20 protein-coding genes and 2 pseudogenes are annotated in these 24,308 nt (G+C 69.1%); 13 read left to right on the top strand and 9 right to left on the bottom strand.

Annotated elements, in window-relative coordinates:
• Window positions 1-76 precede the first annotated feature (76 nt).
• Complete coding sequence (locus M0L44_RS06280; protein ID WP_252768795.1) at window positions 77-670, top strand: SIS domain-containing protein; 594 nt, start codon at window positions 77-79, stop codon at window positions 668-670.
• A 25-nt stretch (window positions 671-695) separates the two neighbouring features.
• Here M0L44_RS06280 and M0L44_RS06275 read toward each other — a convergent pair whose 3' ends face one another.
• The 3 genes from M0L44_RS06275 to prfB form a co-directional block, all read right to left on the bottom strand.
• A complete protein-coding gene (locus M0L44_RS06275; protein WP_252768794.1) occupies window positions 696-1,724 on the bottom strand; it encodes a class 1 fructose-bisphosphatase in 1,029 nt (342 codons plus the stop codon).
• Window positions 1,725-1,739: 15 nt separating this feature from the next.
• Entirely contained in the window at window positions 1,740-4,412 is a 2,673-nt protein-coding gene (pepN, locus tag M0L44_RS06270) for an aminopeptidase N (RefSeq protein ID WP_252768793.1), read from the bottom strand.
• A gap of 31 nt (window positions 4,413-4,443) precedes the next feature.
• Window positions 4,444-5,548 (bottom strand): peptide chain release factor 2 gene (gene prfB / locus M0L44_RS06265; RefSeq protein WP_252768792.1). Its coding sequence is split into 2 segments (ribosomal slippage): window positions 4,444-5,466 and window positions 5,468-5,548, totalling 1,104 coding nucleotides; the frame shifts between segments, so codons are not numbered across the junction.
• Between the two features lie 222 nt (window positions 5,549-5,770).
• Here prfB and M0L44_RS06260 point away from each other — a divergent pair.
• Window positions 5,771-6,055, top strand: coding sequence for a DUF4212 domain-containing protein (locus M0L44_RS06260; RefSeq protein ID WP_252768791.1), 285 nt, complete (start codon window positions 5,771-5,773; stop codon window positions 6,053-6,055).
• A 51-nt stretch (window positions 6,056-6,106) separates the two neighbouring features.
• Window positions 6,107-8,170, top strand: coding sequence for a VC_2705 family sodium/solute symporter (locus tag M0L44_RS06255; protein WP_252768914.1), 2,064 nt, complete (start codon window positions 6,107-6,109; stop codon window positions 8,168-8,170).
• A 2-nt stretch (window positions 8,171-8,172) separates the two neighbouring features.
• Here the strand turns inward: M0L44_RS06255 and M0L44_RS06250 are convergent, their stop codons facing one another.
• Window positions 8,173-9,150 carry an alpha/beta fold hydrolase gene (locus M0L44_RS06250; protein ID WP_252768790.1) on the bottom strand — a complete coding sequence of 326 codons (978 nt, stop codon included), beginning with the start codon at window positions 9,148-9,150 and terminating at the stop codon, window positions 8,173-8,175.
• Between the two features lie 65 nt (window positions 9,151-9,215).
• Here M0L44_RS06250 and M0L44_RS06245 point away from each other — a divergent pair, with 65 nt between their 5' ends.
• Complete coding sequence (locus tag M0L44_RS06245) at window positions 9,216-9,698, top strand: GNAT family N-acetyltransferase (RefSeq protein WP_252768789.1); 483 nt, start codon at window positions 9,216-9,218, stop codon at window positions 9,696-9,698.
• A gap of 36 nt (window positions 9,699-9,734) precedes the next feature.
• On the opposite strand, the gene M0L44_RS06240 is transcribed toward M0L44_RS06245, so the two are convergent.
• Genes M0L44_RS06240 through M0L44_RS06230 form a run of 3 tightly spaced genes read right to left on the bottom strand, consistent with a single transcriptional unit; the run spans window position 9,735 to window position 11,117 of the window.
• Window positions 9,735-10,337 (bottom strand): hypothetical protein, encoded by a 603-nt coding sequence (locus M0L44_RS06240; RefSeq protein ID WP_252768788.1) that lies wholly within the window; start codon window positions 10,335-10,337, stop codon window positions 9,735-9,737.
• Window positions 10,312-10,548, bottom strand: coding sequence for a helix-turn-helix domain-containing protein (locus tag M0L44_RS06235; protein WP_252768787.1), 237 nt, complete (start codon window positions 10,546-10,548; stop codon window positions 10,312-10,314). The genes M0L44_RS06240 and M0L44_RS06235 overlap by 26 nt, the downstream gene beginning before the upstream one ends.
• The gene (locus tag M0L44_RS06230; protein WP_252768786.1) at window positions 10,548-11,117 is read right to left on the bottom strand and encodes a DUF2975 domain-containing protein; all 570 of its coding nucleotides are present in this window, start codon (window positions 11,115-11,117) and stop codon (window positions 10,548-10,550) included. Before M0L44_RS06230 ends, M0L44_RS06235 begins: the two co-directional genes overlap by 1 nt.
• A gap of 27 nt (window positions 11,118-11,144) precedes the next feature.
• Here M0L44_RS06230 and M0L44_RS06225 point away from each other — a divergent pair, with 27 nt between their 5' ends.
• The 3 genes from M0L44_RS06225 to M0L44_RS06215 all read left to right on the top strand — a co-directional run bounded on the left by M0L44_RS06225 (window position 11,145) and on the right by M0L44_RS06215 (window position 12,982).
• Window positions 11,145-11,327, top strand: a complete 183-nt coding sequence (locus M0L44_RS06225; RefSeq protein WP_252768785.1) for a hypothetical protein — start codon at window positions 11,145-11,147, stop codon at window positions 11,325-11,327.
• Window positions 11,328-11,388: 61 nt separating this feature from the next.
• Window positions 11,389-12,474, top strand: a complete 1,086-nt coding sequence (locus M0L44_RS06220; RefSeq protein ID WP_252768784.1) for an aldo/keto reductase — start codon at window positions 11,389-11,391, stop codon at window positions 12,472-12,474.
• Between the two features lie 19 nt (window positions 12,475-12,493).
• Window positions 12,494-12,982: an aminoacyl-tRNA deacylase gene (locus tag M0L44_RS06215; protein ID WP_252768783.1), complete on the top strand. Its 489-nt coding sequence runs from the start codon at window positions 12,494-12,496 to the stop codon at window positions 12,980-12,982.
• Between the two features lie 26 nt (window positions 12,983-13,008).
• Here M0L44_RS06215 and M0L44_RS06210 read toward each other — a convergent pair whose 3' ends face one another.
• Complete coding sequence (locus tag M0L44_RS06210) at window positions 13,009-13,638, bottom strand: TetR/AcrR family transcriptional regulator (RefSeq protein ID WP_252768782.1); 630 nt, start codon at window positions 13,636-13,638, stop codon at window positions 13,009-13,011.
• A 220-nt stretch (window positions 13,639-13,858) separates the two neighbouring features.
• On the opposite strand from M0L44_RS06210, the gene M0L44_RS06205 reads away from it, so the two are divergent.
• From M0L44_RS06205 to M0L44_RS06185, 6 genes and pseudogenes are all read left to right on the top strand, one after another.
• Window positions 13,859-15,148, top strand: coding sequence for a TolC family protein (locus M0L44_RS06205; protein WP_252768781.1), 1,290 nt, complete (start codon window positions 13,859-13,861; stop codon window positions 15,146-15,148).
• 60 nt (window positions 15,149-15,208) lie between these two features.
• Entirely contained in the window at window positions 15,209-16,315 is a 1,107-nt protein-coding gene (locus M0L44_RS06200; protein ID WP_252768780.1) for an HlyD family secretion protein, read from the top strand.
• Between the two features lie 8 nt (window positions 16,316-16,323).
• Window positions 16,324-16,836, top strand: a pseudogene (locus M0L44_RS22265) (ABC transporter ATP-binding protein); the annotation flags it as partial.
• Between the two features lie 510 nt (window positions 16,837-17,346).
• Window positions 17,347-18,291, top strand: a pseudogene (locus M0L44_RS22260) (ABC transporter ATP-binding protein); the annotation flags it as partial.
• On the top strand, window positions 18,288-19,445 hold the full coding sequence (locus M0L44_RS06190; protein WP_252768778.1) for an ABC transporter permease: 1,158 nt from the start codon (window positions 18,288-18,290) through the stop codon (window positions 19,443-19,445). The pseudogene M0L44_RS22260 and the gene M0L44_RS06190, both read left to right, overlap by 4 nt.
• Before the next feature lie 10 nt (window positions 19,446-19,455).
• The gene (locus tag M0L44_RS06185) at window positions 19,456-20,631 is read left to right on the top strand and encodes an ABC transporter permease (protein ID WP_252768777.1); all 1,176 of its coding nucleotides are present in this window, start codon (window positions 19,456-19,458) and stop codon (window positions 20,629-20,631) included.
• Window positions 20,632-20,711: 80 nt separating this feature from the next.
• Here the strand turns inward: M0L44_RS06185 and M0L44_RS22085 are convergent, their stop codons facing one another.
• Window positions 20,712-24,173: a S41 family peptidase gene (locus tag M0L44_RS22085; protein WP_290429040.1), complete on the bottom strand. Its 3,462-nt coding sequence runs from the start codon at window positions 24,171-24,173 to the stop codon at window positions 20,712-20,714.
• Window positions 24,174-24,308: the final 135 nt, after the last annotated feature.

Below are 24,308 nucleotides of genomic sequence, written 5' to 3'. Positions count from 1 at the left end.
AGCTGACACCATGCCGATATCGTGAAATATGCCCGCCGGATGGTCCGGCGGCTGAACACCCGCCCAGGAACCGGCCATGGCCTTGCTGACCGAACCCCTGCAGTTTCTCGTCCCCGCCTCGCATGGGTTGAGCGTCCCCGTGGGCGGCTTCCTGCGCGCCTGGCAGGCGCAGCGCATGCTGTTCGACGAGTTGCTGGGGCTGCAGGCGGCGCTGGAGCAGACGGCCCAGCGCCTGGCCAACTGCCTGGGGGCTGGCGGCAAGCTGCTGTGGTGCGGGCAGGGCGGTTCGGTGGCCACGGCCCATCGTCTGGCGGCCACCATGAGCGGTCTGCTGCGGCCCGATGGTCGCCCCTTGGCCGCGCTGGCGCTCAGCGGCATGGGTGTGGAGGTGCTGGCGCGCCAGGTTCAGGCCCTGGGCCGGCCGGGTGACGCGATGCTGCTGCTGTCGGCGGGCACGCCGCCGGGGCCCCTGCTGGAGGCGGCCCGCGCTGCCGCCGATGGCGCCCTGCTGGTGGTGGGTCTGCTGGGGCCGGCGCCCGAGGAACTGGCCGCCGACTGCCACCTGACCCTGCAACTGCCGGAAGCCCCGCCCGAGCGGCGCGAGGAGGCCGAACTCTTTCTCGGCCACTGCCTGTGCGGGCTGATCCGCGATCAACTGGCCGGCGCCTGAGCGGTCACCGGCCCGTGCGGTTGGCTCAGCCCTTCTGGGCTTCCTGGTGGTAGGCGGTCACCCGCTCGACCTCGTTCTTCGAACCCAGGATGACGCTGACGCGCTGGTGCAGCTTCTCTGGCTGCACATCCAGAATGCGCTGGTGGCCATTGGTGGCCGCACCGCCGGCCTGCTCGATCAGGAAGCTCATCGGATTGGCCTCATAGAGCAGGCGCAGCTTGCCGGGCTTGTCCGGCTCGCGCTTGTCCCAGGGGTACATGAAGATGCCGCCGCGGGTCAGGATGCGGTGCACATCGGCCACCATGGAGGCGACCCAGCGCATGTTGAAGTCCTTGCCGCGGGGGCCTTCCTTGCCGGCCAGGCACTCGTCCACGTAGCGCTTGACCGGGGCATCCCAGTGGCGCATGTTGGACATGTTGATCGCGAACTCCTTGGTGTCGGCCGGGACCTTGACGTTCTCGGCGGTCAGCACCCAGGAGCCGGTCTCGCGGTCCAGCGTGAACATGGCCACGCCGTCGCCCACGGTCAGCACCAACATCGATTGCGGGCCATAGACGCAGTAGCCTGCGGCGGCCTGTTGGCTGCCCGGTTGCAGGAAGTCGGCCTCGCTGACCGGCTCGATCTCGTCCGGGTTGTCGTGCGGCTTCTTCAGCACCGAGAAGATGGTGCCGATGGAGACGTTGACTTCGATGTTGGACGAGCCGTCCAGGGGATCGAACAGCAGCAGGTATTCGCCGGCCGGGTAGCGGTTGGGCACCGTGTGGATGGTGTCCATCTCTTCCGAGGCCATGGCCGCCAGGTGGCCGCCCCATTCGTTGGCCTCGATCAGCACCTCGTTGGAGATGATGTCCAGCTTCTTCTGGACCTCGCCCTGCACGTTCTCGGTGCCGGCCACGCCCATCACCTCGCCCAGCGCACCCTTGTTGACCGCGATGGCGATGCGCTTGCAGGCGCGGGCCACCACCTCGATCAGCAGGCGCAACTGGCCCGGAATGTGGCCGTGCAGCCGTTGCTGCTCGACCAGGTACTGCGTGAGACTGACGCGCTTGTTCATGACATGTCCTCCTGATCAGTCCTGCAGCGCACGCTCGATGATTTCGCGCGTGTCGCTGGAGAGTTCGGCCTTGGCGGCCACGCGGGCGATGGCCTCGCGGGCGGCGCTGCGGTAGGGCTCGGCCAGGTTGCGCCAGCGGTCCAGCGAGCGCGCAAAGCGCGAGGCCAGCTGCGGGTTGATCGCATCCATCTCGATGACCTTGTCGGCCCACAGCACGTAGCCGGCGGCGTCGGTGCGGTGGAAGGCGGCTGGGTTGGACGCGGTCAGCACGAACAGCAGGGCACGGGCGCGGTTGGGGTTGCCCAACTTGAAGTCCGGGTGCTTGAGCAGGGCCTTGACCTGGGCAAAGACCTGGCCGTTCTTCTCGGGCGCGCGGGCCTGCAGCATGAACCACTTGTCGAGCACCAGCGGATCGTGGCGGAACAGCGCGTAGAAGCGTTCCAGCGCCGGCTGGGCCAGCTCGTGGTGGGCACCGACCAGGGCTTCCAGGGCGCCCAGGCGATCGGTCATGTTGGTGGCGTCCTTGAAGCGCTGGTAGGCCTTGCCGGGCCACACCGGCTCGCCGCTGAGCGTGGCCGCGCGCACCAGCATGGCCAGGGCCCGGTTGGCCAGGGCGCGCAGGCCGCTCTGCTCGGCGTCAGGGCGGTAGCCGCCGGCCACCTGGTGCTCGTCCCAGGCCCAGGTCCAGTCGGCCTGCAAGGCGGTGGCCAGCTGGTCCAGCATGGCCTCGCGCACCGTGTGCAGGCGCTGAGGGTCCACGTCGCTGACCTGCTCGGCCACATAGATTTCCGAGGGCAGGGTCAGGGCCAGTTCCTTGAAGGCCGGGTCCAGGCCAGGCTCGCGCAGCAGGCTGCGCATGGCCTCGATGAAGGGGGCGTCCAGTTGCACCGCTTCGCCATGGCCCAGGGCCGCCTTGATGCGGTTGAGCGCCAGGCGCTGGCCGGCTTCCCAGCGGTTGAAGGCGTCGCTGTCATGGGCCAGCAGCACCAGCAGGTCGGCATCGGTCAGGCCGTCGTCCAGCACCACCGGGGCCGAGAAGTTGCGCAGCAGCGAGGGCACGACATCCGCCTGGATGCCGGTGAAGGTGAAGCACTGCTCGCCTTCGGTCAGCACCAGCACGCGCTCGGTGCCCTGGGGCGCGTCCTCGCCCTGCAACTGCAGCGGCAGGGCCTGGCCCTCGCGGGTCAGCAGGCCCAGCGCCACCGGGATCAGCTGCGGCTGTTTGCCGCTCTGGCCCGGGGTGTCGGGCAGTTGCTGACTCAGCGTCAGGGTGTAGGTGGCAGCCTCGGCGTTCCAGGTGCCGCGGGCGCTCAGGCGCGGCGTGCCGGCCTGGGCGTACCAGCGCTTGAAGATGTCCAGGTGCCCGGCCAGCGCGCTGGCCGGGTTGGCATCGGCCATGGCCTGGGCGAAGTCGTCGCAGGTCACCGCCTGGCCGTCGTGGCGCTCGAAGTACAGCGCCATGCCGGCGGCAAAGCCGTCGCGGCCCACCAGGGTGTGCATCATGCGCACCACCTCGGCGCCCTTTTCATAGACGGTGGCGGTGTAGAAGTTGTCGATGGCCTGGTAGGCGTCCGGGCGCACCGGGTGAGCCATGGGGCCGGCGTCTTCGGGGAACTGGCGCTCGCGCAGCACCCGCACATCGCCGATGCGACGCACCGCGCGGGCCGAGGGGCTGCCCGCCATGTCCATGCTGAACTCCTGGTCGCGGAAGACGGTCAGGCCTTCCTTCAGGCTCAGCTGGAACCAGTCGCGGCAGGTCACGCGGTCGCCGGTCCAGTTGTGGAAGTACTCGTGGGCGACCACGCTCTCGATGCCGTCGAAGTCGGTGTCGGTGGCGGTGGCGGGGCTGGCCAGCACGTACTTGGTGTTGAACAGGTTCAGGCCCTTGTTCTCCATCGCGCCCATGTTGAAGTCGGGCACCGCCACGATCATGAAGCGTTCCAGGTCCAGCGGCAGCTTGAAGCGGGCCTCGTCCCAGACGATGGAGGCGATCAGCGAGTTCATCGCGTGCTCGGTCTTGTCCAGGTCACCGCGGGTGACGTAGACCTGCAGCAGGTGCTCCTTGCCCGAGCGGGTGCGCACCCACTGCTCGCGCGCCACCAGGTCGGCGGCGACCACGGCGAACAGGTAGCTGGGCTTGGGGAAGGGGTCGTGCCACTTGGCGAAGTGCTTGCCACCGTCCAGCGTGCCCTGTTCCACCAGATTGCCGTTGGACAGCAGCACCGGGTACTTCTTCGGGTCGCCGCGCAGGGTGACGGTGTAGACCGCCATCACGTCCGGCCGGTCCAGGAAGTAGGTGATGCGGCGGAAGCCCTCGGCCTCGCACTGGGTGAACAGGCCCGAGCCCGAGGCGTACAGGCCGCTGAGCTGCGTGTTCTTCTCGGGCGAGATGGTGTTGCGGATCTCCAGCGTGAAGGCATCGGCCGCCGGGGCGTCGATGACCAGCAGGCCGTCCTCGTGGCGGAACGAGACGCTCTGGCCGTCCACCAGCACGCGCAGCAGGTTCAGGTCTTCGCCATGCAGGCGCAGGGGCTGCACCGGCAGGGCGCTGTTGCGCTCGATGGCGAGCTTGCTGGAGACGATGGTCTTGGCCGCGTCCAGGTCGAAGGTCAGGTCCGCGGTGCGGATCCAGTAGGCCGGGGCGAGGTAGTCTTCCCGGCGCACCAGGGGGGTGGTGCCTTCACGCATGTGGGGTGTCCTTGGATGGGTTGGTGGGGGCTCAGAGGCCCTGCTTCAGGCTGGCAGCGATGAAGGCGTCGAGGTCGCCGTCCAGCACCTTCTGGGTGTTGGAGGTTTCGACGTTGGTCCGCAGGTCCTTGATGCGGCTCTGGTCCAGCACATAGGAGCGGATCTGGTGGCCCCAGCCGACATCGGTCTTGGTGTCTTCCAGCTTCTGCTGCTCTTCCATGCGCTTGCGCATTTCGTGGTCATACAGGCGTGAGCGCAGGCGCTTCCAGGCCACGTCGCGGTTGCTGTGCTGGCTGCGGCCGTCCTGGCACTGCACGACGATGCCGGTCGGGATGTGCGTCAGCCGCACCGCCGAGTCGGTCTTGTTGATGTGCTGGCCGCCCGCGCCACTGGCGCGGAAGGTGTCGGTGCGCACATCAGACGGGTTGATGTCGATCTCGATCGAGTCATCCACCTCGGGGTAGACGAACAGCGAGGCAAACGAGGTGTGGCGGCCACCGGCCGAGTCGAAGGGGCTCTTGCGCACCAGGCGGTGCACGCCGGTTTCGGTGCGCAGATGACCGAAGGCGTACTCGCCTTCGACCTTGATGGTGGCGCTCTTGATGCCGGCCACGTCGCCCGGGGTCTCGTCTTCCAGCGTGGCTTTGAAGCCCTTGCGTTCGCAGTACTTCAGGTACTGGCGCAGCAGCATGCCGGCCCAGTCGCAGGCCTCGGTGCCGCCGGCACCCGCCTGAATGTCGATGAAGCAGTTGCTCGGGTCGGCCGGGTTGCTGAACATGCGGCGGAATTCCAGCCCCTCGACGATCCCGCGCAGCTTGTCCGCATCGGCCTCGATGGCCTCCAGCCCGGCCTCGTCACCGTCTTCCTTGGACATCTCGAACAGCTCGGTGTTGTCCGAGAGGTTGGAGCTCAGGTGATCGATGGTGCCGACGACTTCGTCGAGCTGCTTCTTTTCCTTGCCCAGTTCCTGCGCCCGCTTGGGGTCGTTCCAGATGGCCGGGTTCTCGAGGGTGGCGTTGACCTCGTTCAGCCGCAGTGCTTTGCGGTCGTAGTCAAAGATACCCCCGTAGGTCGAGCGTGCGCTGGGTCAGGTCGGCCAGCGTGGTGCCAATGGCATTGATGCGTTCGACGTCCATGGTGTGTGTCCTCGTTGACTTGTGTTCAAACGCTGGATTTTCGCTCAAGACGGCCAGGCCGCGACGCCCCCAGATCCCCAGGGGCTTGCCCCGACCCGGCAACTGCGTCCGGACGGGGCATTTGCCGCGACAATGGCGGCTTTGCGGGGCTGTGCGGCCCCCGGCCAGAGGCAGCAGCAGGTGGCAGTCACAGAGCTTCGCAGTCACGCAGGCACGGCAGCGGTGTCGTTGCCGGCGGCCCAGGCCGCGGCGCAGCGCCGGGCCCAACACCGGGCTCATTGGCAGGGCGTGCGGCGCTGGACGGCAGTGTCGCTGCTGATCTGGTTGATGAGCAGCTTCGGCGTGCCCTTCTTCGCCCGCTGGCTCGACTTTCCCTTTGGCGGTGGCCCCTTCAGCTTCTGGTGGGGCGCGCAGGGGGCCATGCTGGTGGACCTGGCGCTGGTGGTGCTGTACGCCTGGGCCACGCACCGCATGGACCTGGCCCACGCCCTGGACGAAGAGGACTGAGCCACGGTGAGCACCCGGCTTGTTCCTCCCCGCCCCAAGGCGCTGGCCAGCATGAGCTTCCGGCGCCGCCTGCACGGCCTGTACCTGGGCTACACGGTGTGCTTCCTGCTGTTCCTGCTGGGCATGGGCCTGCTGGAGCGTTGGGGGGTGCCGCACCAGTACATCGGCTTCATCTTTCTGGCGGCCCCGCTGGTCATCTATGCGATCGTGGGGGTGCTGGGTCGCACCACCGATCCTTCCGAGTACTACGTGGCCGGCCGCCGTGTGCCCGCGCTCTACAACGGCATGGCCGTGGGGGCCGACTGGCTGAGCGCGGCCTCCTTCATCGGCCTGGCTGGCACGCTCTACCTCAGCGGCTACGGCGGCCTGGCCTTCGTGATGGGCTGGACCGGCGGCTTCGTGCTGGTGGCTCTGCTGTTGGCGCCTTACCTGCGCAAGTTCGGCCAGTTCACCATCCCCGACTTTCTGGGCACCCGCTACCAGGGGCAGCTGCCGCGCTTCATCGGCCTGGTGGCCACCATCCTGTGTTCCTTCGTCTACGTGGTGGCGCAAATCTACGGCGTGGGCCTGATCACCACCCGGCTCACCAGCATCGCCTCGTTCGAGATCGGCATCTTCCTGGGGCTGGGCGGGGTACTGGTCTGTTCCTTCCTGGGCGGCATGCGGGCCATCACCTGGACCCAGGTGGCGCAGTACATCGTGCTGATCGTCGCCTACCTGGTGCCGGTGATCTGGCTGAGCGTCAACCAGACCGGCGTGCCCGTGCCCCAGTGGGCCTACGGCGAGCAGCTGCGGGCCGTCAGCCAGGCCGAGGCCCGGCTGGAAGCCGACCCCGGCGAGCAGGAGGTGATCCGCCTGCTGCGCGACCAGGCGCGGGTGCTGGAATACAAGATCGCCCACGCCGAGGCGGCCCTGCAGGCCGATCGCGAGAAGGCCTGGCGCGAGGTGGATGCGCTCAAGCGCAGCCGGGCGGCGCAGTACGAGATCCAGGCGGCCGAGCGCTCGATGGCCCAGATCCCCGCCACCCCGGCCCAGGCGGTGGCGCAGTGGCAGACCGAGCGGCAGGACCTGCTGTCCCGCGCACGGCCCCTGGCGGGCATGCCCGAGCATGCGGCCCAGTTCGATGGCAATCCGGACGGCACGCCTGCCGAACAGGCCCGCTACGACGCCTCGCGCCGCAACTTTCTGGCCCTGGTGTTCTGTCTGATGGTGGGCACGGCCGGCCTGCCGCACATCCTGATGCGCTTCTACACCACGCCCTCGGTGCGCGAGGCGCGCGCCTCGGTGGGCTGGTCACTGTTCTTCATTGTGCTGCTCTACATGACGGCCCCGGCGCTGGCGGTGCTGATCAAGTACCAGATCTTCACCCACGTGGTGGGCACCCGCTTCGACGCCCTGCCGGCGTGGATCGCCAACTGGAGCCGGGTGGACCCGGGGCTGCTGTCCGTCAGCGACATCAACCACGACGGCGTGCTGCAGCTGGGCGAGCTGCACATCGGCAGCGACATCCTGGTGCTGGCCATGCCCGAGATCGCCGGCCTGCCCTACGTGCTCACCGGCCTGGTGGCCGCCGGCGGTCTGGCCGCGGCCCTGTCCACGGCGGACGGCCTGCTGCTGACCATCTCCAACGCGCTCTCGCACGACTTCTACTACCGCATGGTCTCGCCGCGGGCCATCAGTTCGCGCCGGGTCATGCTGTCCAAGCTGCTGCTGCTGCTGGTGGCCCTGTGTGCGGCCTGGGTGGCTTCGCAGAAGCCGGCCAACATCCTGTTCCTGGTGTCGGCCGCCTTTTCACTGGCGGCATCGGCTTTTTTCCCGGCGCTGGTGCTGGGCGTGTTCTGGACTCGGGCCAACCGCTGGGGGGCGGTGGCCGGCATGCTCAGCGGCCTGGGGGTGACCTTCTGGTACATGGTCACCACCCATCCCTGGCTGCGCGGGCTGTTCGGCGTGCAGTCACCGGTGCGCCTGTGGTGGGACATCGATCCCATCTCGGCCGGCATCTTCGGTGTGCCGGTCGGCTTCGCGGTCATCACCGTGGTGAGCCTGCTCACCCCGCCGCCGCCGGCCGAGGTGCGCGAATTCGTCCAGCGCTTGCGCTATCCGCGCTACGACTGAACTCAGGGCAGGTCCAGGAAGGCCTGCAGGTGGCGGGCCAGGGCGTCGGGCTGGTCGTGGTGCAGCATGTGGCTGGCGCCGGCCAGGGTGTGGCGCTCCAGCCAGCCCACCACCGCCAGACGGGCTTCGAACTCCTCGCGCGGGAAGCGGTCACCCCACCAGCGGCTGGTCTCCGATTCGGCACCTTCCACCCACAGCACCGGCGCCGTGATGCGTGCCCAGCAGGCCAGCACCTCCTCCACCCGGTAGACCAGGGGGTTGATGTTCTTGTGCGCCTCGTCGGCCAGGATGTGCCACTGGCCGTCGTCCCGGGGCTCGGCCCATTGGTGGGCCAGCCAGAGGGCGCGCTCGTCAGGCAGGCGCGGGTTGTTTTCCTGCAGCCGGGCCTTCACGCCGTTGACATTGGCAAAGGCGCGCAGCGGCCGCGGGTGGCGCAGGTGGTTGAGCCAGCGCGCCATCCGGCTGGGGGCTTCCGAGGCCTCGGCCCGAGGCAGGCCGAAACCTTCCAGGTTCACCAGGCGGCGGATGCGGGCCGGCTGAACGCCCGCGTAGTTCATGACGATGTTGCCGCCCATGCTGTGGCCCAGCAGGTCCACCGGCGTCTTGCCGTCCAGGCCCAGGGCCTCGCAGCAGAGCAGGGCGTCCAGGTCGGCCAGGTAGTCGGGGAACCAGTAGGCGTCCGTGGCCGGCCCGCGGGTGCGGCCAAAGCCGCGCCAGTCCATGGCCAGGATGTAGCGGTTCTCGCCCTCGTGGTCGGCCATTGCGTCCACCAGGAATTGGAAGGAGGCGCCGATGTCCATGAAGCCGTGGCACAGCAGCAGCGGCGGCCGCTGGGGTGTCACCAGGCTGGGGTCACCCCATTGGCTGATGTGATATTCCAGCCCGCGGATGTCCACCCAGCGGTGGCTGGGCTGGCGACGGGGCTGGTACGAAGGTGCTGGCTTGGGCGCTGCGGCGGCGCTGGGGTCGGCGGGCGTCATGCGGTAAATGTAGGGCCACTGGCGGCCTGGGGACATCCCTTGGTCGATGACAGAATGACCGCACCATGACCCAGATCCATGTCTTGCGCGCGGCCGAACCGCGTGATGTGTCCGCCATCGTTGGCCTGATCCGCGAATTGGCGGACTTCGAGCAGCTCACCCACCTGGTCCAGACCACGCCCGAGAAGTTGATGCCTCACCTGTTCGGCGAGCGCCCGGTGGCCGAATGCCTGGTGGCCGAGGTGGATGGGAACGTGGTGGCTTTTGCGCTCTTCTTCACCAATTTCTCCACCTTCCTGTGCCAGCCGGGCTTGTACCTGGAAGACCTCTACGTGCAGCCAACCCACCGAGGACAAGGTATCGCCAAGGCCTTGTTGCAGCGTCTGGGGCAGCTGGCGGTGGCGCGTGGCTGTGGCCGTTTCGAATGGAGCGTGCTGGACTGGAACGCCAACGCCATCGCCTTCTACGAGCGCATGGGGGCCACGGTGCTGCCGGACTGGCGCATCTGCCGCGTGACCGGCGCGGCGCTGAGCGCGCTCGCGGCTTGAGCGGCGTTGCTGCAGGAAGTGGATGGATGTCGGCAATCAGCGGGGGCAATCGGCGCTGATCACCCGCGCGGCCAGCCAGGGCAGGGCCAGCAGGCCGGCGGGCGACGTGTCGCGCAGGCAGTCGCTCTTGGCCGACTGCCCAACCCCTTCGGAGAGGCGCTGCGCCTGGGTCCGGGGCGAGATGTCGGTGGCCGAGGCTGCACGCTCGGATAACAGGGGCTGGCGCGCCGCCTCGCGGATGGCCGCGCGGGTGGCCTCGCTGTCCAGCAGCCGCCCGCGAGATGGGGCGGGGGCCGATGGCGCCGGGACCGCGGCAGGCAGGGCGTCCGCCGGTGGGGCCGACCACTGCAGCGGCGCGGGCGGCGGTGCGGGGCGCTCCGTGGCCGGCGCCCTGGGGCGCATCGGGGCAGGAGCCGCGAGCGGCCGGGTTGGCTCGCGCTGAGGCGATGCCGCGGCCGGCGCCGGCAAGGTCAGCCACACCAGTGGGACCGTGGCTGCAGGTGGCACGGCGACTTCGGTTTGGTGCAGGGCCTGTCGCCACAGCCCCAGCAGGGCCAGGTGCAGGGCCAGCACGCCCAGCCAGCCGCGGCGCAGGCCGGGCGCAGGGCGGAATTCAGCGGGGTTCGCCGTGGCCAGCATTGCCTGCATCGGCCTCATAGCTCAGCAAGTCACCGGGCTGACAGTCCAGGGCCCGGCAGATCGCCTCCAGGGTGTCGAAGCGAACGCCCCGCACCTTGCCCGACTTCAGCAGTGAGATGTTCTGCTCGGTGATGCCCACCCGCTCGGCCAGTTCGCGCGAGCGCATCTTGCGCTTGGCCAGCATCACGTCCAGGTTCACGACGATGGGCATCAGACGAAGCCCTCGTTCTCGGCGGCCACCCGGGCGGCCTCCTGCATCACCCGCGCCAGGGCCAGCACCAGCAGGGCGAACAGCAGCTGCTGGTAATCGGTGGAGCCGAAGCTCAGCGTGAGCATGCGCTGGCCGGGCGGGTTGTCCCAGCTGCGGGCCACGCTGGCCGCGGCATGGATCAGCGGGCCGGCCACCCAGTCAGCCAGCAGCCAGCCCCCCAGGCGGCGCAGGGACTGCACGGCCCGGTCGGAAAAGAGCCGTCCCTGCCCATACTCGCCGAACAAGCGCCAGAGTTGCCAGGCCATGCCCAGCGCGAACACCAGGCCCAGATAGGTCAGGCCCAGCAGGCGCAACTGGGCGGCCGCGGGCAGGCGGGCATCGCCCAGGCCCAATGAATCGGTGCCGTCCAGCGGAAAGGTGCCCGGGTGCCACCACAGCCACAGAGGCGAGAGCAGCAACAGCGGCAGGCCGATCAGCAGCAGGCCTCGCACCAGGCGGCTCAGACCGCGCAGGCGGCCGGCCAGAGCCTGTTCGTGAGGCGTGGCGATGGAAATGGTTGTCGGATGCATAAAACTTAATGTAAAACAGCAAATACTATGCGTCAAACAAGCATTGATGATCTGTCCGGCTGCGTTCGCCAGCGGCGCTGGGTGGCCGCGCTGCTGTTGGCCCTGCTGGCGCTGGGCCTGTGGTGGCTTGCGCCACGGGTGGAGTTGCAACTGGCCTTGCACTGGGCGGCGCCTCGCCTGCCCCTCAGCCTGGGCGCAGGCCTGCGCTGAGCGGGCCGCGAACGCCCCTGGCCGCTGCAACCCTGTGCCGCTTGGGGCACACTGCCGGCCCATGAACGCCATCCCTTCCTTGCCGACGGCCCGCGTGCCGCTGGGCCGCAGCAACCTCTCCGTCAGCCCCGTCTGCCTGGGCACCATGACTTTTGGTGAGCAGGTGGGTCAGGACGAGGCCCATGCCATCCTGGACCTCGCCCTGGCCGCCGGTGTGAACTTCATCGACACCGCCGAGATGTACGCGGTGCCGGCCCGGGCCGAGACCTGCGGCGCCACCGAGTCCATCGTTGGCGAGTGGTTCGCCCGCCGCCCCGGGGCCCGCCAGCAGGTGGTGCTGGCCACCAAGGTGGCCGGCCCCAGCCGCAACATGGCCTGGATCCGCGGCGGTGCCCGGGACCTCAAGCCCGAGCACATCGTGGCCGCCTGCGAAGCCAGCCTGAAGCGCCTGCAGACGGACGTCATCGACCTCTACCAGATCCACTGGCCCAACCGCAATGCGCCCGCCTTCGGCGCGCTGTACTTCGACCCCGCCAAGGAGACTGAGAACAGCCCCATCGAAGCCCAGCTGCGGGCCATGGAGACCTTGGTGCGCGACGGCAAGGTGCGCCATGTGGGCCTGTCCAACGAAACACCCTGGGGTGTGATGGCCTTTCTGCGCGAGGCCGAACGCCACGGCCTGCCGCGGGTGGAAACGGTGCAGAACCCCTACGCCCTGACCAGCCGGGCGGTGGACAACGGCCTGGACGAGGTGCTGTGGCGCGAGCAGGTGAGCCTGCTGGCCTATTCGCCGCTGGCCTTCGGCGCGCTGACCGGCAAGTACGACGGCCCCGGCCTCGATGCCGACCAGCCGGAGCTGGGCCGTCTGGCCCGCTTCGAATCCATGCGCCTGCAGCGCTGGGCCCGCGGCGAGGCGGTGGCGGTGGCGGCGAAGTACAACGCCCTGGCCCGCGAGCATGGCCTGACCCCCACCCAGCTGGCGCTGGCCTTCTGCTACCGCAGCTGGCGGGTGGCTTCCACCATCATCGGCGTGACCAGCGTGGCCCAGCTGGACGACTGCCTGGCCGCCTGGCCGGTGACCTTGTCCGCCGAGCTGAACCAGGCCATCGACGCGCTGCGCTGGCAGCACCGCGACCCGGCGCAGTGAGCGGGGAGGGCAGCAGTTCATGGCCAAGAAGGACAAGCACGTCAGCGAGACGCCCGCCACCCAGTGGCTCAAGCAGCAGGGCGCGGCCTACACCGAGCATGTCTACGAGTACGTGGACCATGGTGGCACCGGCGAATCGGCCCGCCAGCTCGGCTGGCCCGAGCACGCGGTGGTCAAGACCCTGGTGATGCAGGATGACAAGGCCGAGCCGCTGATCATCTTGATGCACGGCGACAAGCAGGTCAGCACGAAGAACCTGGCGCGGGCCATCGGCGTGAAGAGCGTGGAGCCCTGCAAGCCCGAGGTGGCCCAGCGCCACAGCGGCTACCTGGTGGGTGGCACCTCGCCGTTTGGCACCCGCAAGGCCATGCGGGTCTTCGTCGAAGAGACGGTGCTGGCGCTGGAGCGCATCCTGATCAACGGCGGCCGCCGCGGCTACCTGGTGGAGATCGCCCCGGCGGTGCTCACCGGCCCCCTGGGCGCGCAGCCGGTGCGCTGCGCGATCTGAGGCGGCCTGCTCAAGACGCCGGCCGTTCAGCGGGTCGGCAGCAGCCCCAGGGCCAGCCGCACCAGGGCGTCCTCGAAGGCGGGCCGGGCGATCAGCGCCGGCTCGTCCAGCAGGGCGGCGCGCACACTGGACATCAGCGCGTGGCCCAGCACGAAGCGCAGTTCAGGCGTCAGCGACGGATGGCCCTCGGCGCCGGTCACCGTGATCAGCCGGTCGGCGATGCGTTCGACGGCCGGGGCGAAGCGCCGGTGCACATCCTGCACGTCCCGGTGCAGCAGCACCGTGCGGATCACGTCGCCCATCACCTTGTGGCGCCCACCGAAGGAGCGCAGCCACACCGTCAGGACGGCCCGCACCGCAGCTTCGCGCGGCGCACCGGCCTGGGCCCGGACCACGGCCTCCAGCGTGTGCAGCCCGCGCTCCAACTCGTCCTCGGCCATGGCCACCAGCAGCTCCTGCTTGTTCGGGAAATACTGGTAGAGCGTGCCCACCGCGAAGCCGGCCCGTGCGGCGATGCGGTTGGTGCTCAGCCGGGCCAAGCCTTCGCTCTCCAGCAGTTGCGCGGTGGCCTCGAAGATGGCCCGCAGCGTGTCGTCGACCCGGGCTTGCACAGGCGCCTTGCGCCAGCGGCCCAGGCGGGCGGTGGATGAGTTCATGGGCAGGATTCGGCCTTGAAACTGAGCAGGTGGGGTTCGGGGTGCGAAGAGGGCGTTCCCCTGGGGCCCAGGTGACAGGGCCGCAGGGGCATCGGGGCGGTAATCTTGATGCGCATCAAGCCAACTGGAATATGAGCTCCCGATGACGGCGCCGATTCCTAGAATGAAATCCATGCTGCGCTGCAACGATGGCGCGGTGCCCGTCACTTTGCCACACCCCATGCCGCAGCCTCTGACCGACTTCCGCTGGCGCCTCGCGCCCGTCCTGCTGGCCTGCCTTTCGATGCACATGGGACTGCACGCCGAGACCCTGGCCCAGGCCATGGACCAGGCCGTGCAGGTCGATGGTCAGTTGCAGGCCAGTGAACACCAGGTGAGCGCCGCCCAGGCCGCGCTGGCGGCTGCTCAGGGCCAGGCCCTGCCCAGCTTCGCGGTGGATGGTCTTTACAACCACTGGTCCGAGGCCCCGGCCGTGCAGGCCACCGTGCCCATGCTGGGCACGCTGCAGATGCCGGTGATGGAGGTCAACGGCGGGGTCTACCGGGCGGGCGTGAGTGTGCCGCTCTACACCAGCGGGGCCCTGAGCAGCAACGCCCAGGCCGCCGAGGCCACGGTGGGCGCGGCGCGCAGCGCCAGCGAGCGCACCCGGCAGGACCTGCGCCTGCAGGTGGCCGAGGCCTACATCAACGTGCTGCGCGCCCGCAGCCTGCTGGACCTGGCCGAGAGCGGGGTGCAGACCCTGGCCTCGCACCTGGCCGACGTGAAGGCCTACCTGGACAAGGGGCTGGTGGCCCGCGGTGACCTGCTGGCCGCCCAGGCCGCGTCCGACAACGCCCGTCAGGACCGCATCCGCGCCCAGACCGCGGTGCAGATCGCCGAGTCGGCCTACAACCGCCTGCTGGGCCGCCAGCTGACCCAACCGGTGGTGATCGACGAGATCACCGTCAGCCCGGCCGACCTGGCCACGCTGGACACCGGCCGCACCCGCGCCGAAGTGACCGCCCTGATCCGCCAGACCGAAGCCCTGCGCGCCCAGTCCGACGCCGCGCGCGCCCAGGGAGGGCCGCAGGTGTTGCTGAGCGCCGGCTTCAACCAGATGGACAACCGCTACCTGGCCAAGGAAGGGCTGTGGAACGTCGCGGTGGGCCTGCACTGGTCGCTCTTCGACGGCGGCGTGTACCGCAGTCAGGCCGATGCGCTGGCGGCCAAGGCCGATGCGGTGGCCGCCCAGCGGGCCGATGCCGAGACCCAGATCGCGCTGCAGCAACGGGCCGACCGCCTGCGGGTGGACGAGGCTGCCGCCCGCATCGACGCCGCCCAGAGCGCCGTCGCCCAGGCCGACGAGAACCTGCGCGTGGCGCGCGACCGCTACCAGTCCGGCGTGGGCACCAACACCGAGGTGCTGGACGCCGAAACGCTGCGCCTGAAGAGCCACAACAACCTGAGCACCGCCCGCCACGACCATGCCCTGGCCGTGCAGCGGCTCAAGCGCGACTACGACGTTCTGTGATCCGACGCCCTGTGTCCGCTGCCCTCTGACGACGCCCACTCCACTCCATACCGATCTGCCATGAAACTCTCCAAACCTGTCGTGCTGGGAATCGGGGCCGCGGCCGTGCTCGTGGCCGCCGTGCTGGGCTGGCGTCTGGTGCTGGCGCACCGCGCGCTGCCGGAAGGGCTGATCCAGGTGAACGGCCGCATCGAAGGCGACCAGGTCAGCGTGGCCAGCAAGCTGGCCGGCCGCATCGCCGATCTGAAGGTGCGCGAGGGCGATAGCGTGCAGGCCGGCCAGGTGCTGGCGGTGATGGACGCGGCCCAGATCCAGGCCAAGGTGGACCAGGCCAAGGCGGCCGTGGCCGCGCTGGCATCGCAGCGTGCCGCGGTGGACACCGCGCTGGCCGCGCTGCGCCGCCAGGTGCCGTTGGACCAGGCGGCGGCCGACACCGGGGTGTCGCAAGCCGCCGCGGTCAAGACCAAGGCCGACGCCGCCCGGGCCCAGGCCGAGCGCGATGCGCAGCGGCTGGAAGACCTGGCCCAGCGCGGCTCGGTGCCGGTGCAGCGTGCTGAGCAGGCCCGGCTGGCGGCCACCGCCGCCGCGGCCGATGCCGCCGCCGCCCAGGAGGCCCTGGCCCGTGCCAAGGTGATGTCGGCCCAGGCCGGCCTGGGGGCAGACAAGATCCGCGCGCAGGAGAGCCAGCTGGCGGCCGTCACCGCCCAGCAGGCCCAGGCCCAGGCAACGCTGGCCGAGGCGCAGAGCGTGCTGAACGACCTGAGCCTGAAGGCGCCCAACGCCGGTGTGGTGGTCACCCGCGTGCGCGAGCCCGGCGAGATCGTCGCCGCTGGCAGCCCCATCGTCGAGCTGGTGGACCTGGACCACCTGTACCTCAAGGCCTATGTGCCGGAGGTCCAGATCGGCCGCCTGCGCCTGGGCCTGCCGGCCCAGGTCTGGACCGACGCCTTCCCCGGCCAGCCTTTCGCCGCCACGGTGAAGAACATCGGCCAGCGCGCGGAGTTCACGCCCAAGGAAGTGCAGACGCCCGATGAGCGGGTCAAGCTCACCTATGCGGTCAAGCTCTACCTGGACCAAAACCCCGAGCACCGCCTGACCCCGGGCGTGCCGGCCGACGCCGTGGTGCGCTGGAAGGACGGCGTGGCCTGGCAGCAGCCGCGCTGGTGAGCCGCCCCATGACCGGAGATGCCACCGCCTCGCCGCTGGTGCTGCGAGCGCAGGGCTTTGGCAAGCGCTATGGCAAGACCCAGGCGGTGCAGGGCCTGGACCTGGAAGTGCGGCGCGGCGAGATCTTCGGCCTGATCGGGCCGGACGGTGCGGGCAAGTCCAGCCTGATGAAGGCCGCAGCCGGCGTGCTGAGCTTCGAGGAAGGCACGCTGGAGGTTTTCGGCACCTCGCTGGACAGCGACGCCGCGGCCGAGCGCATCAAGGACCGCATCGGCCTGATGCCGCAGGGCCTGGGCCAGAACCTCTACGCCGACCTGTCCATCGAGGAGAACGTCGACTTCTTCGCCCGCCTGCGCCTGGTGCCCAAGGATGAACTGGCCGAGCGCAAGCAGACCCTGCTGGCCATGACCCGGCTGGACAAGTTCCGCGACCGGCCGATGAAGCAGCTCTCGGGCGGCATGAAGCAGAAGCTCGGCCTGGTCTGCACCCTGATCCACCAGCCGCAGTTCATCATCCTGGACGAGCCCACCACCGGGGTGGATCCGGTGTCGCGGCGCGACTTCTGGGCCATCCTGGCCGAGTTGCTGCGCAGCCAGGGCACGACGGCGCTGGTCTCCACCGCCTACATGGACGAGGCCAGCCGCTTCTCCCGCGTGGCGCTGATGTTCGGCGGCAAGACCCTGGCGGTGGGCGCGCCCGACGAGCTGCGCCAGCTCGCCCGTGGCGTGGTTGTTTCCGTCACCGGCGGCGACCAGGTGCGCACGCTGGACCGCATCGGCGAGCAGCACCCGCAGGTCGAGGCCCTGGGCCCGGCGGTGCGCGTCTTCGTGGACGACCAGGACGAGGCCGGCGGCCGCGCCGAGATCGAGCACACGCTGGACGGCCAGTCCCACGGCTGCACGCTGGACGTGAGCGCGCCCGAGCTGGAGGACGTGTTCATCGCCATGCTGCGCCGGCGCGAGCTGGTGACCCTGGTGCCACCCAAGCTGCCGCCCGCGCGCCGCGCCGCGGTGCAGAACCACGACGGCGCCCTGGCCATCGAGGCGCGTGGTCTGGGCCGGCGCTTCGGCGACTTCAAGGCCGCCGACGATGTGAGCTTCCAGGTGCGGCCGGGCGAGATCTTCGGCCTGCTGGGCGCCAACGGCGCGGGCAAGAGCACCGTGATCAAGATGCTCACCGGCATCCTCTCGCCCACCAGCGGCAGTGGCCAGGTGGCCGGGGCCGACATGCGCAGCGCGGGCTTCGCGATCAAGGAGCGCATCGGCTACATGTCGCAGGCCTTCTCGCTCTACATGGACCTGACGGTGCTGGAGAACATCCGGCTGTACGCCGCGGTCTATGGCCTGAGCGAGGCCCGCACCCGCGAGCGCACCGCCTGGGTGCTGGAGATGGCCGGCCTGGGCGGGCTGCAGGGCATGCGCGCCTCGCAGCTGCCGATGGGGCAGCGCCAGCGCCTGGCCCTGGGCTGCGCGCTGGTGCACGAGCCGCAGGTGGTGTTCCTGGACGAGCCCACCTCCGGCGTGGACCCGGTGGGCCGGCGCAGCTTCTGGGACATCCTGTTTCGCCTCTCGCGCGAGGAGGGCATGGCCGTGCTGGTCACCACCCACTACATGAGCGAGGCCGAGCACTGCGACCACCTGGCGCTGATGTACGCCGGCCGCGTGGTGGCCGACGATTCGCCGGCCGGCATGAAGGCCGCGGTGGAGCGTGACGCCGGCCACCTGCTGGAGATCCGCAGCGACCAGCCCACCGAGACCTTGGCCTGGCTCAAGCAGCAGGGCTGGCGGCACAGCGCCTTGTTCGGCACCCTGGTGCACTGCCTGCCGGCCGACCCGGCGGTGGATGCCGCCACGCTGCAGGCCCGCCTGGGTGAGGCCGGTCTGCCGGCCCAGGACGTGGCCACGCGGCCGCTGTCGATGGAAGACGTGTTCGTCTACCGCATCACCGATCTGGAAAGCCGGGAGCGCCGCGCATGATGAACTTCAGCCGCATCGCTGCCGTGGCCAGCAAGGAATGGCGCGAGATCGTGCGCGACCGCCTGTTCTTCACCCTGGCCTTCGTGGTGCCGGCGGTGCTGACGCTGCTGTTCGGCTACGGCCTGTCGCTGGATGTGGAGAACATCCCGATGGCCATCGTGGACCACGACCGCACGCCGCTCTCGCGCGAATACGCCCACCGCTTCATCGATTCGCGCTACTTCCGCTTCGAGGGCTATGCCGACGACGAGCGCCAGCTCGACCGGGCCATCACCGCGGGCGAGCTGCGCGCGGTCATCGTCATCCCGCCGAAGTTCCAGCAGGACCTGCTGGCCAGCCGGCCGGTGCAGGTGCAGACGCTGATCGACGGCACCTTCCCGTTCCGCGCACTGACCACCAAGAGCTACGTCACCGCCATCAGCAGCGCGATGACGCTGGACGTGCTGGCCGACACCCTGGCCCGGGCCGGCGGCATCACCGCCGAGCAGGCCCGCGCCACGCTGCAGCCGGTGGCGCTGCAGGTGCGCTACCTCTACAACCAGAGCGTGGCCAGCATCTGGTCGCTGGCGCCCAAGCTCATCATGGCCATCATGATGATCTCGCCGCCCTTCCTGACCGCGCTGGGCGTGGTGCGCGAGAAGGAGAGCGGCTCCATCTTCAACATCTACGCCTCCACCGTGCGGCGCAGCGAGTTCCTGATCGGCAAGATCGCGCCCTATGTGGGCATCTCCTGGCTGAACGTGCTGCTGCTGTGGCTGATCGCCACGCTGGTCTTCGGTGCGCCGTTCAAGGGCGACTTCGCCTTCTTCATGGTCGCCTCGCTGCTGTATGTGACCTGCACCACGGGCATCGGCCTGCTGGTGTCGGTGGCGGTGCGCACCCAGGTGGCGGCCATGATGGGCACGGCCATCCTGACGGTGGTGCCGGCGGTGCTGTATTCGGGCGTGTTGATTCCCATTCCCTCGCTGTCGGCGGCGGCCAAGGTCATCGCCCACCTGCTGCCGGGCATGTACTACACCGACATCGTGCTGGGCGCCTTCCTCAAGGACGTGTCCTGGAGCGGGCTGTGGCTGAACATGGTGGTGCTGGCGCTGTATGCCGCGTTGCTGTTCGGCGTGGGCTATGCGCTGTTCCGCAAACGGGTCAAGGCATGAGGGGCGTGGCATGAAGGGTTATTTCAGCGGGCAGGACATCGGCGTGTGGCTGCGCCGCCTGCGTGCCATGAGCTGGAAGGAACTGCTGCAGCTCTGGCGCGACCCGGTGCTGCTGTTCTTCATCGTCTATGCCTTCACGGTGGACATCTACAACGCCGGCTCCGGCGTGACGCTGCAGCTCAACAACGCCGCCTTCGCGGTGCTGGACACCGACCGCAGCGCCGCTTCGCGCGAGCTGGCGGGCCGCTTCCAGCCGCCGCACTTCAACCCGCTGGGCCTGGTGGGGCAGGAGAGCCAGGGCCTGTCCCTGCTGGACAACTCCGACGCCCTGTTCGTGCTGGACATCCCGCCGCAGTTCGAGCGCACGCTCGCACGTGGCGAGCCGGCCACCGTGCAGATGCAGGTGGACGCCAGCAACTCGGTGCTGGCCACGCTGGCCACGGCCGACGCCACCCAGATCGTGGCCAGCTACGGCCTGGAGACGGGCATCGCCCGCCTGGGTTTTGCCAGCACCGGCACCGGGCAGATTGCTGGCGTGCCGATGATCAGCAACGTGCCGCGCGTCTGGTTCAACCCCAACCAGAACGACGCCTGGTTCATGGCCATCTCCGAGCTGCTCAACGTCATCACGGTGTTTGCCATCTTGCTGCCGGCCGCGGCCATGGTGCGCGAGAAGGAACGCGGCACCATCGAGCAGCTGATCGTCTCGCCGCTCACCCCCTTCCAGGTGATGGCGCCCAAGGTGCTGGCCATGACCGGGGTGATCCTGGCGGCCACCGCGCTGTCGCTGGGGGCGGTGCTGGCAGGCGTGTTCGGTGTGCCGGTGCGGGGCAGCCTGCTGCTCTTCTTTGCCGCCACCACACTGTACGTGGTGGCCCTGTCGGGCCTGGGCCTGTATATCGCCACGCTCACCCGCAACATGGCGCAGGCCAGCATGCTGTCCATCCTGGTGCTGGCGCCGATGATCTTCCTCTCCGGCGCCTGGACTCCGCCCGAGGCCATGCCCACCGTGGCCCGTTGGCTGATGGTCATCTCGCCGCTGTACTACTACATCGACGTGGCCTACGGCGTCATCCTGAAAGGAGCCGGGCTGGATGTGCTGGGCCCCAGCTTTGCCGGCATCGTGGTGCTGGGCGGCTTGGTGGTGGGCCTGGGGCTGTGGCGCTTCAAGCGGCAGTTCGACTGAGTCCTTCGCTCCCATGAAAAAGGGCCAGCCCGGTGGGCTGGCCCTTTGCGTTGAGACGGCCCGCGGACCGTCGTCGCGAATCAATGCTTGGGCAGGCCCTTGAGCAGTTCCTGCACGCCGGCTTCGAGCTGCTGGTCCTGGCCGCGCACGATGCGGGCCGGGTCGTTGGCCACCTGCACGTCGGGTTGGATCAGCGCCTTCTCCATGTAGTTGCCCTGCGCATCGCGGAAGCCCACTTCGGGGATGCCGAAGTAGAGGTCCGGGTCCTGCAGCGTTTCCCACCAGACGGCGGTGCCGGTGCCGGCCACCGGCATGCCCACCAGCTTGCCGATGCCCAGATGGTGGTAGGTCCAGGGGAAGAGGTGGGCGTCGGAGTAGTTGCTCTCGCTGATCAGCACCAGCGAGGGCTTGGTCCACTTGCCGGTGGGCTCCCAACCCAGTTCCTGGCCGCGCGGCACGAACTGCAGGTAGCGCTTGCCACTGAGCAGGGTGGCCAGTTCGTCGTGCAGGTTGCCGCCGCCGTTGAAGCGGGTGTCGACGATCACCGCCTCCTTGCCGCTGTCACGGCCCAGCAGCTCGGAGTAGGTGTGGCGGTAGCTCTTGTCGTCCATGCCGCGCACATGGACATAACCGATGCGGCCCCCGGAGAGCTTGTCCACCAGGGCGCGCTCACGCTTGACCCAGCGCTGGTACAGCAGCTCGTTCTGCGCACCGGTGCCGATGGGCTTGACCACCTGCTCGAAGCGCTGGCCCTTGGCCGGATCAAACACCGACAGCAGCACCCGCTTGCCGGCCTTCTGGTTCAGCAGCGAATCCACCTCGGCCCCCGGGGCAATGGCCACCCCGTCGATCTTCTCGATCACCATGCCGGCGGCCACATGGGGCGTCGGGCCCATCTCCAGCGGGCTGCCTTCGATGACCTCGGCCACCTTCAGGCCGGCGCCGGTGTAGGCGCTGTCGTAGAAAGCGCCCAGCTGGGCAGTGGCGTCTGCATTGGGCGCATGACCGGTGTAGCCCGAGCCGGTGTGCGAGACGTTCAGTTCGCCCAGCATCTCGCTGAGCAGCTCGGCGAAGTCGGTGTCGTTGCTCACATAGGGCAGCTGGCGCTCATACACCTGGCGGTAGTAGGCCCAGTCCACGCCCCCCATGTCGGTGGTGTAGAGCTTGGCCTGGGTCTGGCGCCAGACATGGTCGAACAGGTAGGCCCGTTCGGCGGCGCCGTCCAGGTTCAGCTCGGCATTGAAGGCCAGCGGCTCGGCCTTGATCGGACCGTCCTCCTTGGGCACCTTGAACTTCTGGATCCGGCCGCCCACCAGCACGAAGCCCATTTCGCCCTTAGCGTCGAGCTGCAGGTCCATGGACTGCGACTCGCCCCGGCCGCCCTTGGGCGCCGGGAAGCTGGCCACCTTCTTGTTGTCTTCGGCGCGCGGGCGGTTCACCCACAGGTCCACGCTGTCGGCGGTTTCCACCAGGTAGTACAGGGCCTCACCATCGTTGGACAGGGCCGAGGCGCGGATCTCGCCGGCGTTGGGCGTCAGCCGCACGATGCGGTCCTCGATGGGGCCCAACTCCAGCTTGACCGGCGGCGGCAGCTTGATGGCGTCATCGTCTTTCGACTTGGCTTCGTCCTTGCCATCCTTGTCGTCGGCCTTGGCCTCGCTCTTGTCGCCGTCCTTGCCACCGTGCTTGGCCTTGTCCTTGTCCTTCTTGTCCTCGTCTTCCTTCTTCTTCAGCGCGGCGAACTCGCTCTTGTCGAGCTTGAAGCGGTCCCAGGCCTCGCGGGTGAAGAACATGGCGTAGACATCGCGCTCGTTGGAGCCCGAGGCGCCGTGCATGCCGGTGCGGTCGGTCTGCCAGGTCATCATCTGACCGTTGCGGCTCCACTGCGGCAGGAAGTCGTCGTAGCCGCTCTGGGTCAGGTTCACCAGCGGGCCCTTGCCCTGGGCATCCACCAGGCCCACCTCGGCGCCCCAGCGGTTGCGGTCGACAAACTGAACCAGCAGGTGCTGGCCGTCGGGTGCCCAGTCGAACCACTGGTCGCCATCGGCGTAGGAGTAGGTTTGATCACCCGGCAACACGGTGCGGGTCTGGCCGCTGGCCAGGTTCAGCACTTTGACCGTGGTGCGGTTCTCCAGGTAGGCCACTTCCTTGCCGTCGGGCGAGTAGCGGGGCTGGAAGTTGTCTTTGCCGTTCTTCAGCAGGGTGCGGATCTTGACCTGCGCTGCGCTGTAGAAGTTGGGCGCGTCCTTCTTCTTGCCCGGCAGGCGGGCCTCGTAGAGGTTCCAGGCACCATCGCGCTCACCCGCAAAGACCAGGCGGCGGCCATCGGGGCTGAAGCTGACCGAACGCTCCTGGGTCGGGGTGTCGGTGATGCGCTTGGTGTCGCCGAACTCGGTGGAGGTGACGAAGACCTCGCCACGCACGACGAAGGCCACTTCCTCGCCATCCGGGCTGGGGGCGATCTCGGTGGCGCCGTCGCTGTAGCGCTTGAGCTCGGTGCCGCGGGCCAGGGTGTCGGCCGCGATCTGCACCGCCACCTTTTGCGGCTCGGCCGCGCCCGGGGCCAGGCGGTAGAGCTCGCCGTCGTAGCCAAAGGCCAGGGTGCCGTCCTGGGCGATGGACAGGAAGCGCACCGGGTTGCGGCCGAAGTGGGTGACCTGCACGGCCGCATTGGGTTGGTTCAGCGGCATCTTCCAGACGTTGAAGGAGCCGCTGCGCTCACTGAGGAAGTACACCGCCTGCTCGTCGGGCGACCAGACCGGGTCACGGTCCTCACCACCGAAGTTCGTCTGCTTGTGGTGCTGGCCGGTCTTCACGTCGTAGAGCCAGATGTCGTGCGCCACCGGCGAGATGTGGTGCTTGCGGTAGAGGTTCTCGTAGCCCTTCCAGTCCTCGTAGAGCATCTCGGTGCCAGCGCGGTTCATTTGCGCGGCCAGGGCCGGGGTGCTGAGCAGCTGCACGGGGCGACGACCGCCCTCGATCGAGACCTGGTAGAGCTCGCTGGCGCCGCCAGAGGGGAACATCAGGTTGTCCTTGGCGTCCATGCGGGCGGCCGAGAACAGCACGGACCGGCCATCGGGCGTGAAGCCCACTGGCGTCTCGTTGGCCGAGTGGGTGGTCAGGCGCCGGGCCGGGCCGCCCTCGGCCGAGACCAGGAACACGTCGTCATTGCCATAGAGCCTGGATGCGAAGGCGATGCTGTGCCCATCGGGCGACCAGACCGGGTGACTGCTGTACTGACCATTGGCCACCAGCAGGTGGGCGGTGCCGCCGGCCGCAGGCACGGTGAACAGATTGCCCTGGAAGGCGAAGGCGATGCTGCGGCCATCGGGCGAGATGGCGGGGGCACGCATCCACAGCGGGGCGGTGACCGGACCCAGGCTGGGCAGGGCGGTCATCGGTGGTGCGCTGGCGGCGGGATGGGCGGGGGCCGGGTTGGTGGCGGCCCAGGTGGTCAGCGAGGCCAGCGCCAGGGTGAGGGCGGCGGCCTGGGCCAGGGGGGAACTGCGGCGGTGCGCCGTCAGGCGGTGCTTGAGACCCATGTAAGTCCTTTGTGGGGGCGGAAACTGCAGGCTCCGGCGCGTTGACGCCGGGCGGCCGCAGGGTGTGGCATCACATCCAAGCGGCGTTCGAGGGCGCACGGTAACGCTTTGTTCCGCGGTGCCAGACTGCAGGTT

Origin of the sequence: Ideonella oryzae (assembly GCF_024055665.1) — a bacterium.
GTDB lineage: Bacteria > Pseudomonadota > Gammaproteobacteria > Burkholderiales > Burkholderiaceae_C > Ideonella > Ideonella oryzae.
Note: the sequence above shows the minus strand (reverse complement) of the source record. Positions and strands in the feature narration are given on the sequence as shown.

Bases quoted from the DNA above. Each gene is read 5' to 3' on its own strand.
- M0L44_RS22085 (WP_290429040.1), bottom strand. From the start codon at position 24,173: ATGGGTCTCAAGCACCGCCTGACGGCGCACCGCCGCAGTTCCCCCCTG.
- M0L44_RS06210 (WP_252768782.1), bottom strand. From the start codon at position 13,638: ATGAACTCATCCACCGCCCGCCTGGGCCGCTGGCGCAAGGCGCCTGTG.
- M0L44_RS06200 (WP_252768780.1), top strand. From the start codon at position 15,209: ATGAAACTCTCCAAACCTGTCGTGCTGGGAATCGGGGCCGCGGCCGTG.
- pepN (WP_252768793.1), bottom strand. From the start codon at position 4,412: ATGCGTGAAGGCACCACCCCCCTGGTGCGCCGGGAAGACTACCTCGCC.
- M0L44_RS06225 (WP_252768785.1), top strand. From the start codon at position 11,145: ATGCGTCAAACAAGCATTGATGATCTGTCCGGCTGCGTTCGCCAGCGG.
- M0L44_RS06275 (WP_252768794.1), bottom strand. From the start codon at position 1,724: ATGAACAAGCGCGTCAGTCTCACGCAGTACCTGGTCGAGCAGCAACGG.
- M0L44_RS06185 (WP_252768777.1), top strand. From the start codon at position 19,456: ATGAAGGGTTATTTCAGCGGGCAGGACATCGGCGTGTGGCTGCGCCGC.
- M0L44_RS06215 (WP_252768783.1), top strand. From the start codon at position 12,494: ATGGCCAAGAAGGACAAGCACGTCAGCGAGACGCCCGCCACCCAGTGG.
- M0L44_RS06240 (WP_252768788.1), bottom strand. From the start codon at position 10,337: ATGCTGGCCACGGCGAACCCCGCTGAATTCCGCCCTGCGCCCGGCCTG.
- M0L44_RS06230 (WP_252768786.1), bottom strand. From the start codon at position 11,117: ATGCATCCGACAACCATTTCCATCGCCACGCCTCACGAACAGGCTCTG.
- M0L44_RS06235 (WP_252768787.1), bottom strand. From the start codon at position 10,548: ATGCCCATCGTCGTGAACCTGGACGTGATGCTGGCCAAGCGCAAGATG.
- M0L44_RS06245 (WP_252768789.1), top strand. From the start codon at position 9,216: ATGACCCAGATCCATGTCTTGCGCGCGGCCGAACCGCGTGATGTGTCC.
- M0L44_RS06190 (WP_252768778.1), top strand. From the start codon at position 18,288: ATGATGAACTTCAGCCGCATCGCTGCCGTGGCCAGCAAGGAATGGCGC.
- M0L44_RS06255 (WP_252768914.1), top strand. From the start codon at position 6,107: ATGAGCTTCCGGCGCCGCCTGCACGGCCTGTACCTGGGCTACACGGTG.
- M0L44_RS06220 (WP_252768784.1), top strand. From the start codon at position 11,389: ATGAACGCCATCCCTTCCTTGCCGACGGCCCGCGTGCCGCTGGGCCGC.
- M0L44_RS06205 (WP_252768781.1), top strand. From the start codon at position 13,859: ATGCCGCAGCCTCTGACCGACTTCCGCTGGCGCCTCGCGCCCGTCCTG.
- M0L44_RS06280 (WP_252768795.1), top strand. From the start codon at position 77: ATGGCCTTGCTGACCGAACCCCTGCAGTTTCTCGTCCCCGCCTCGCAT.
- M0L44_RS06250 (WP_252768790.1), bottom strand. From the start codon at position 9,150: ATGACGCCCGCCGACCCCAGCGCCGCCGCAGCGCCCAAGCCAGCACCT.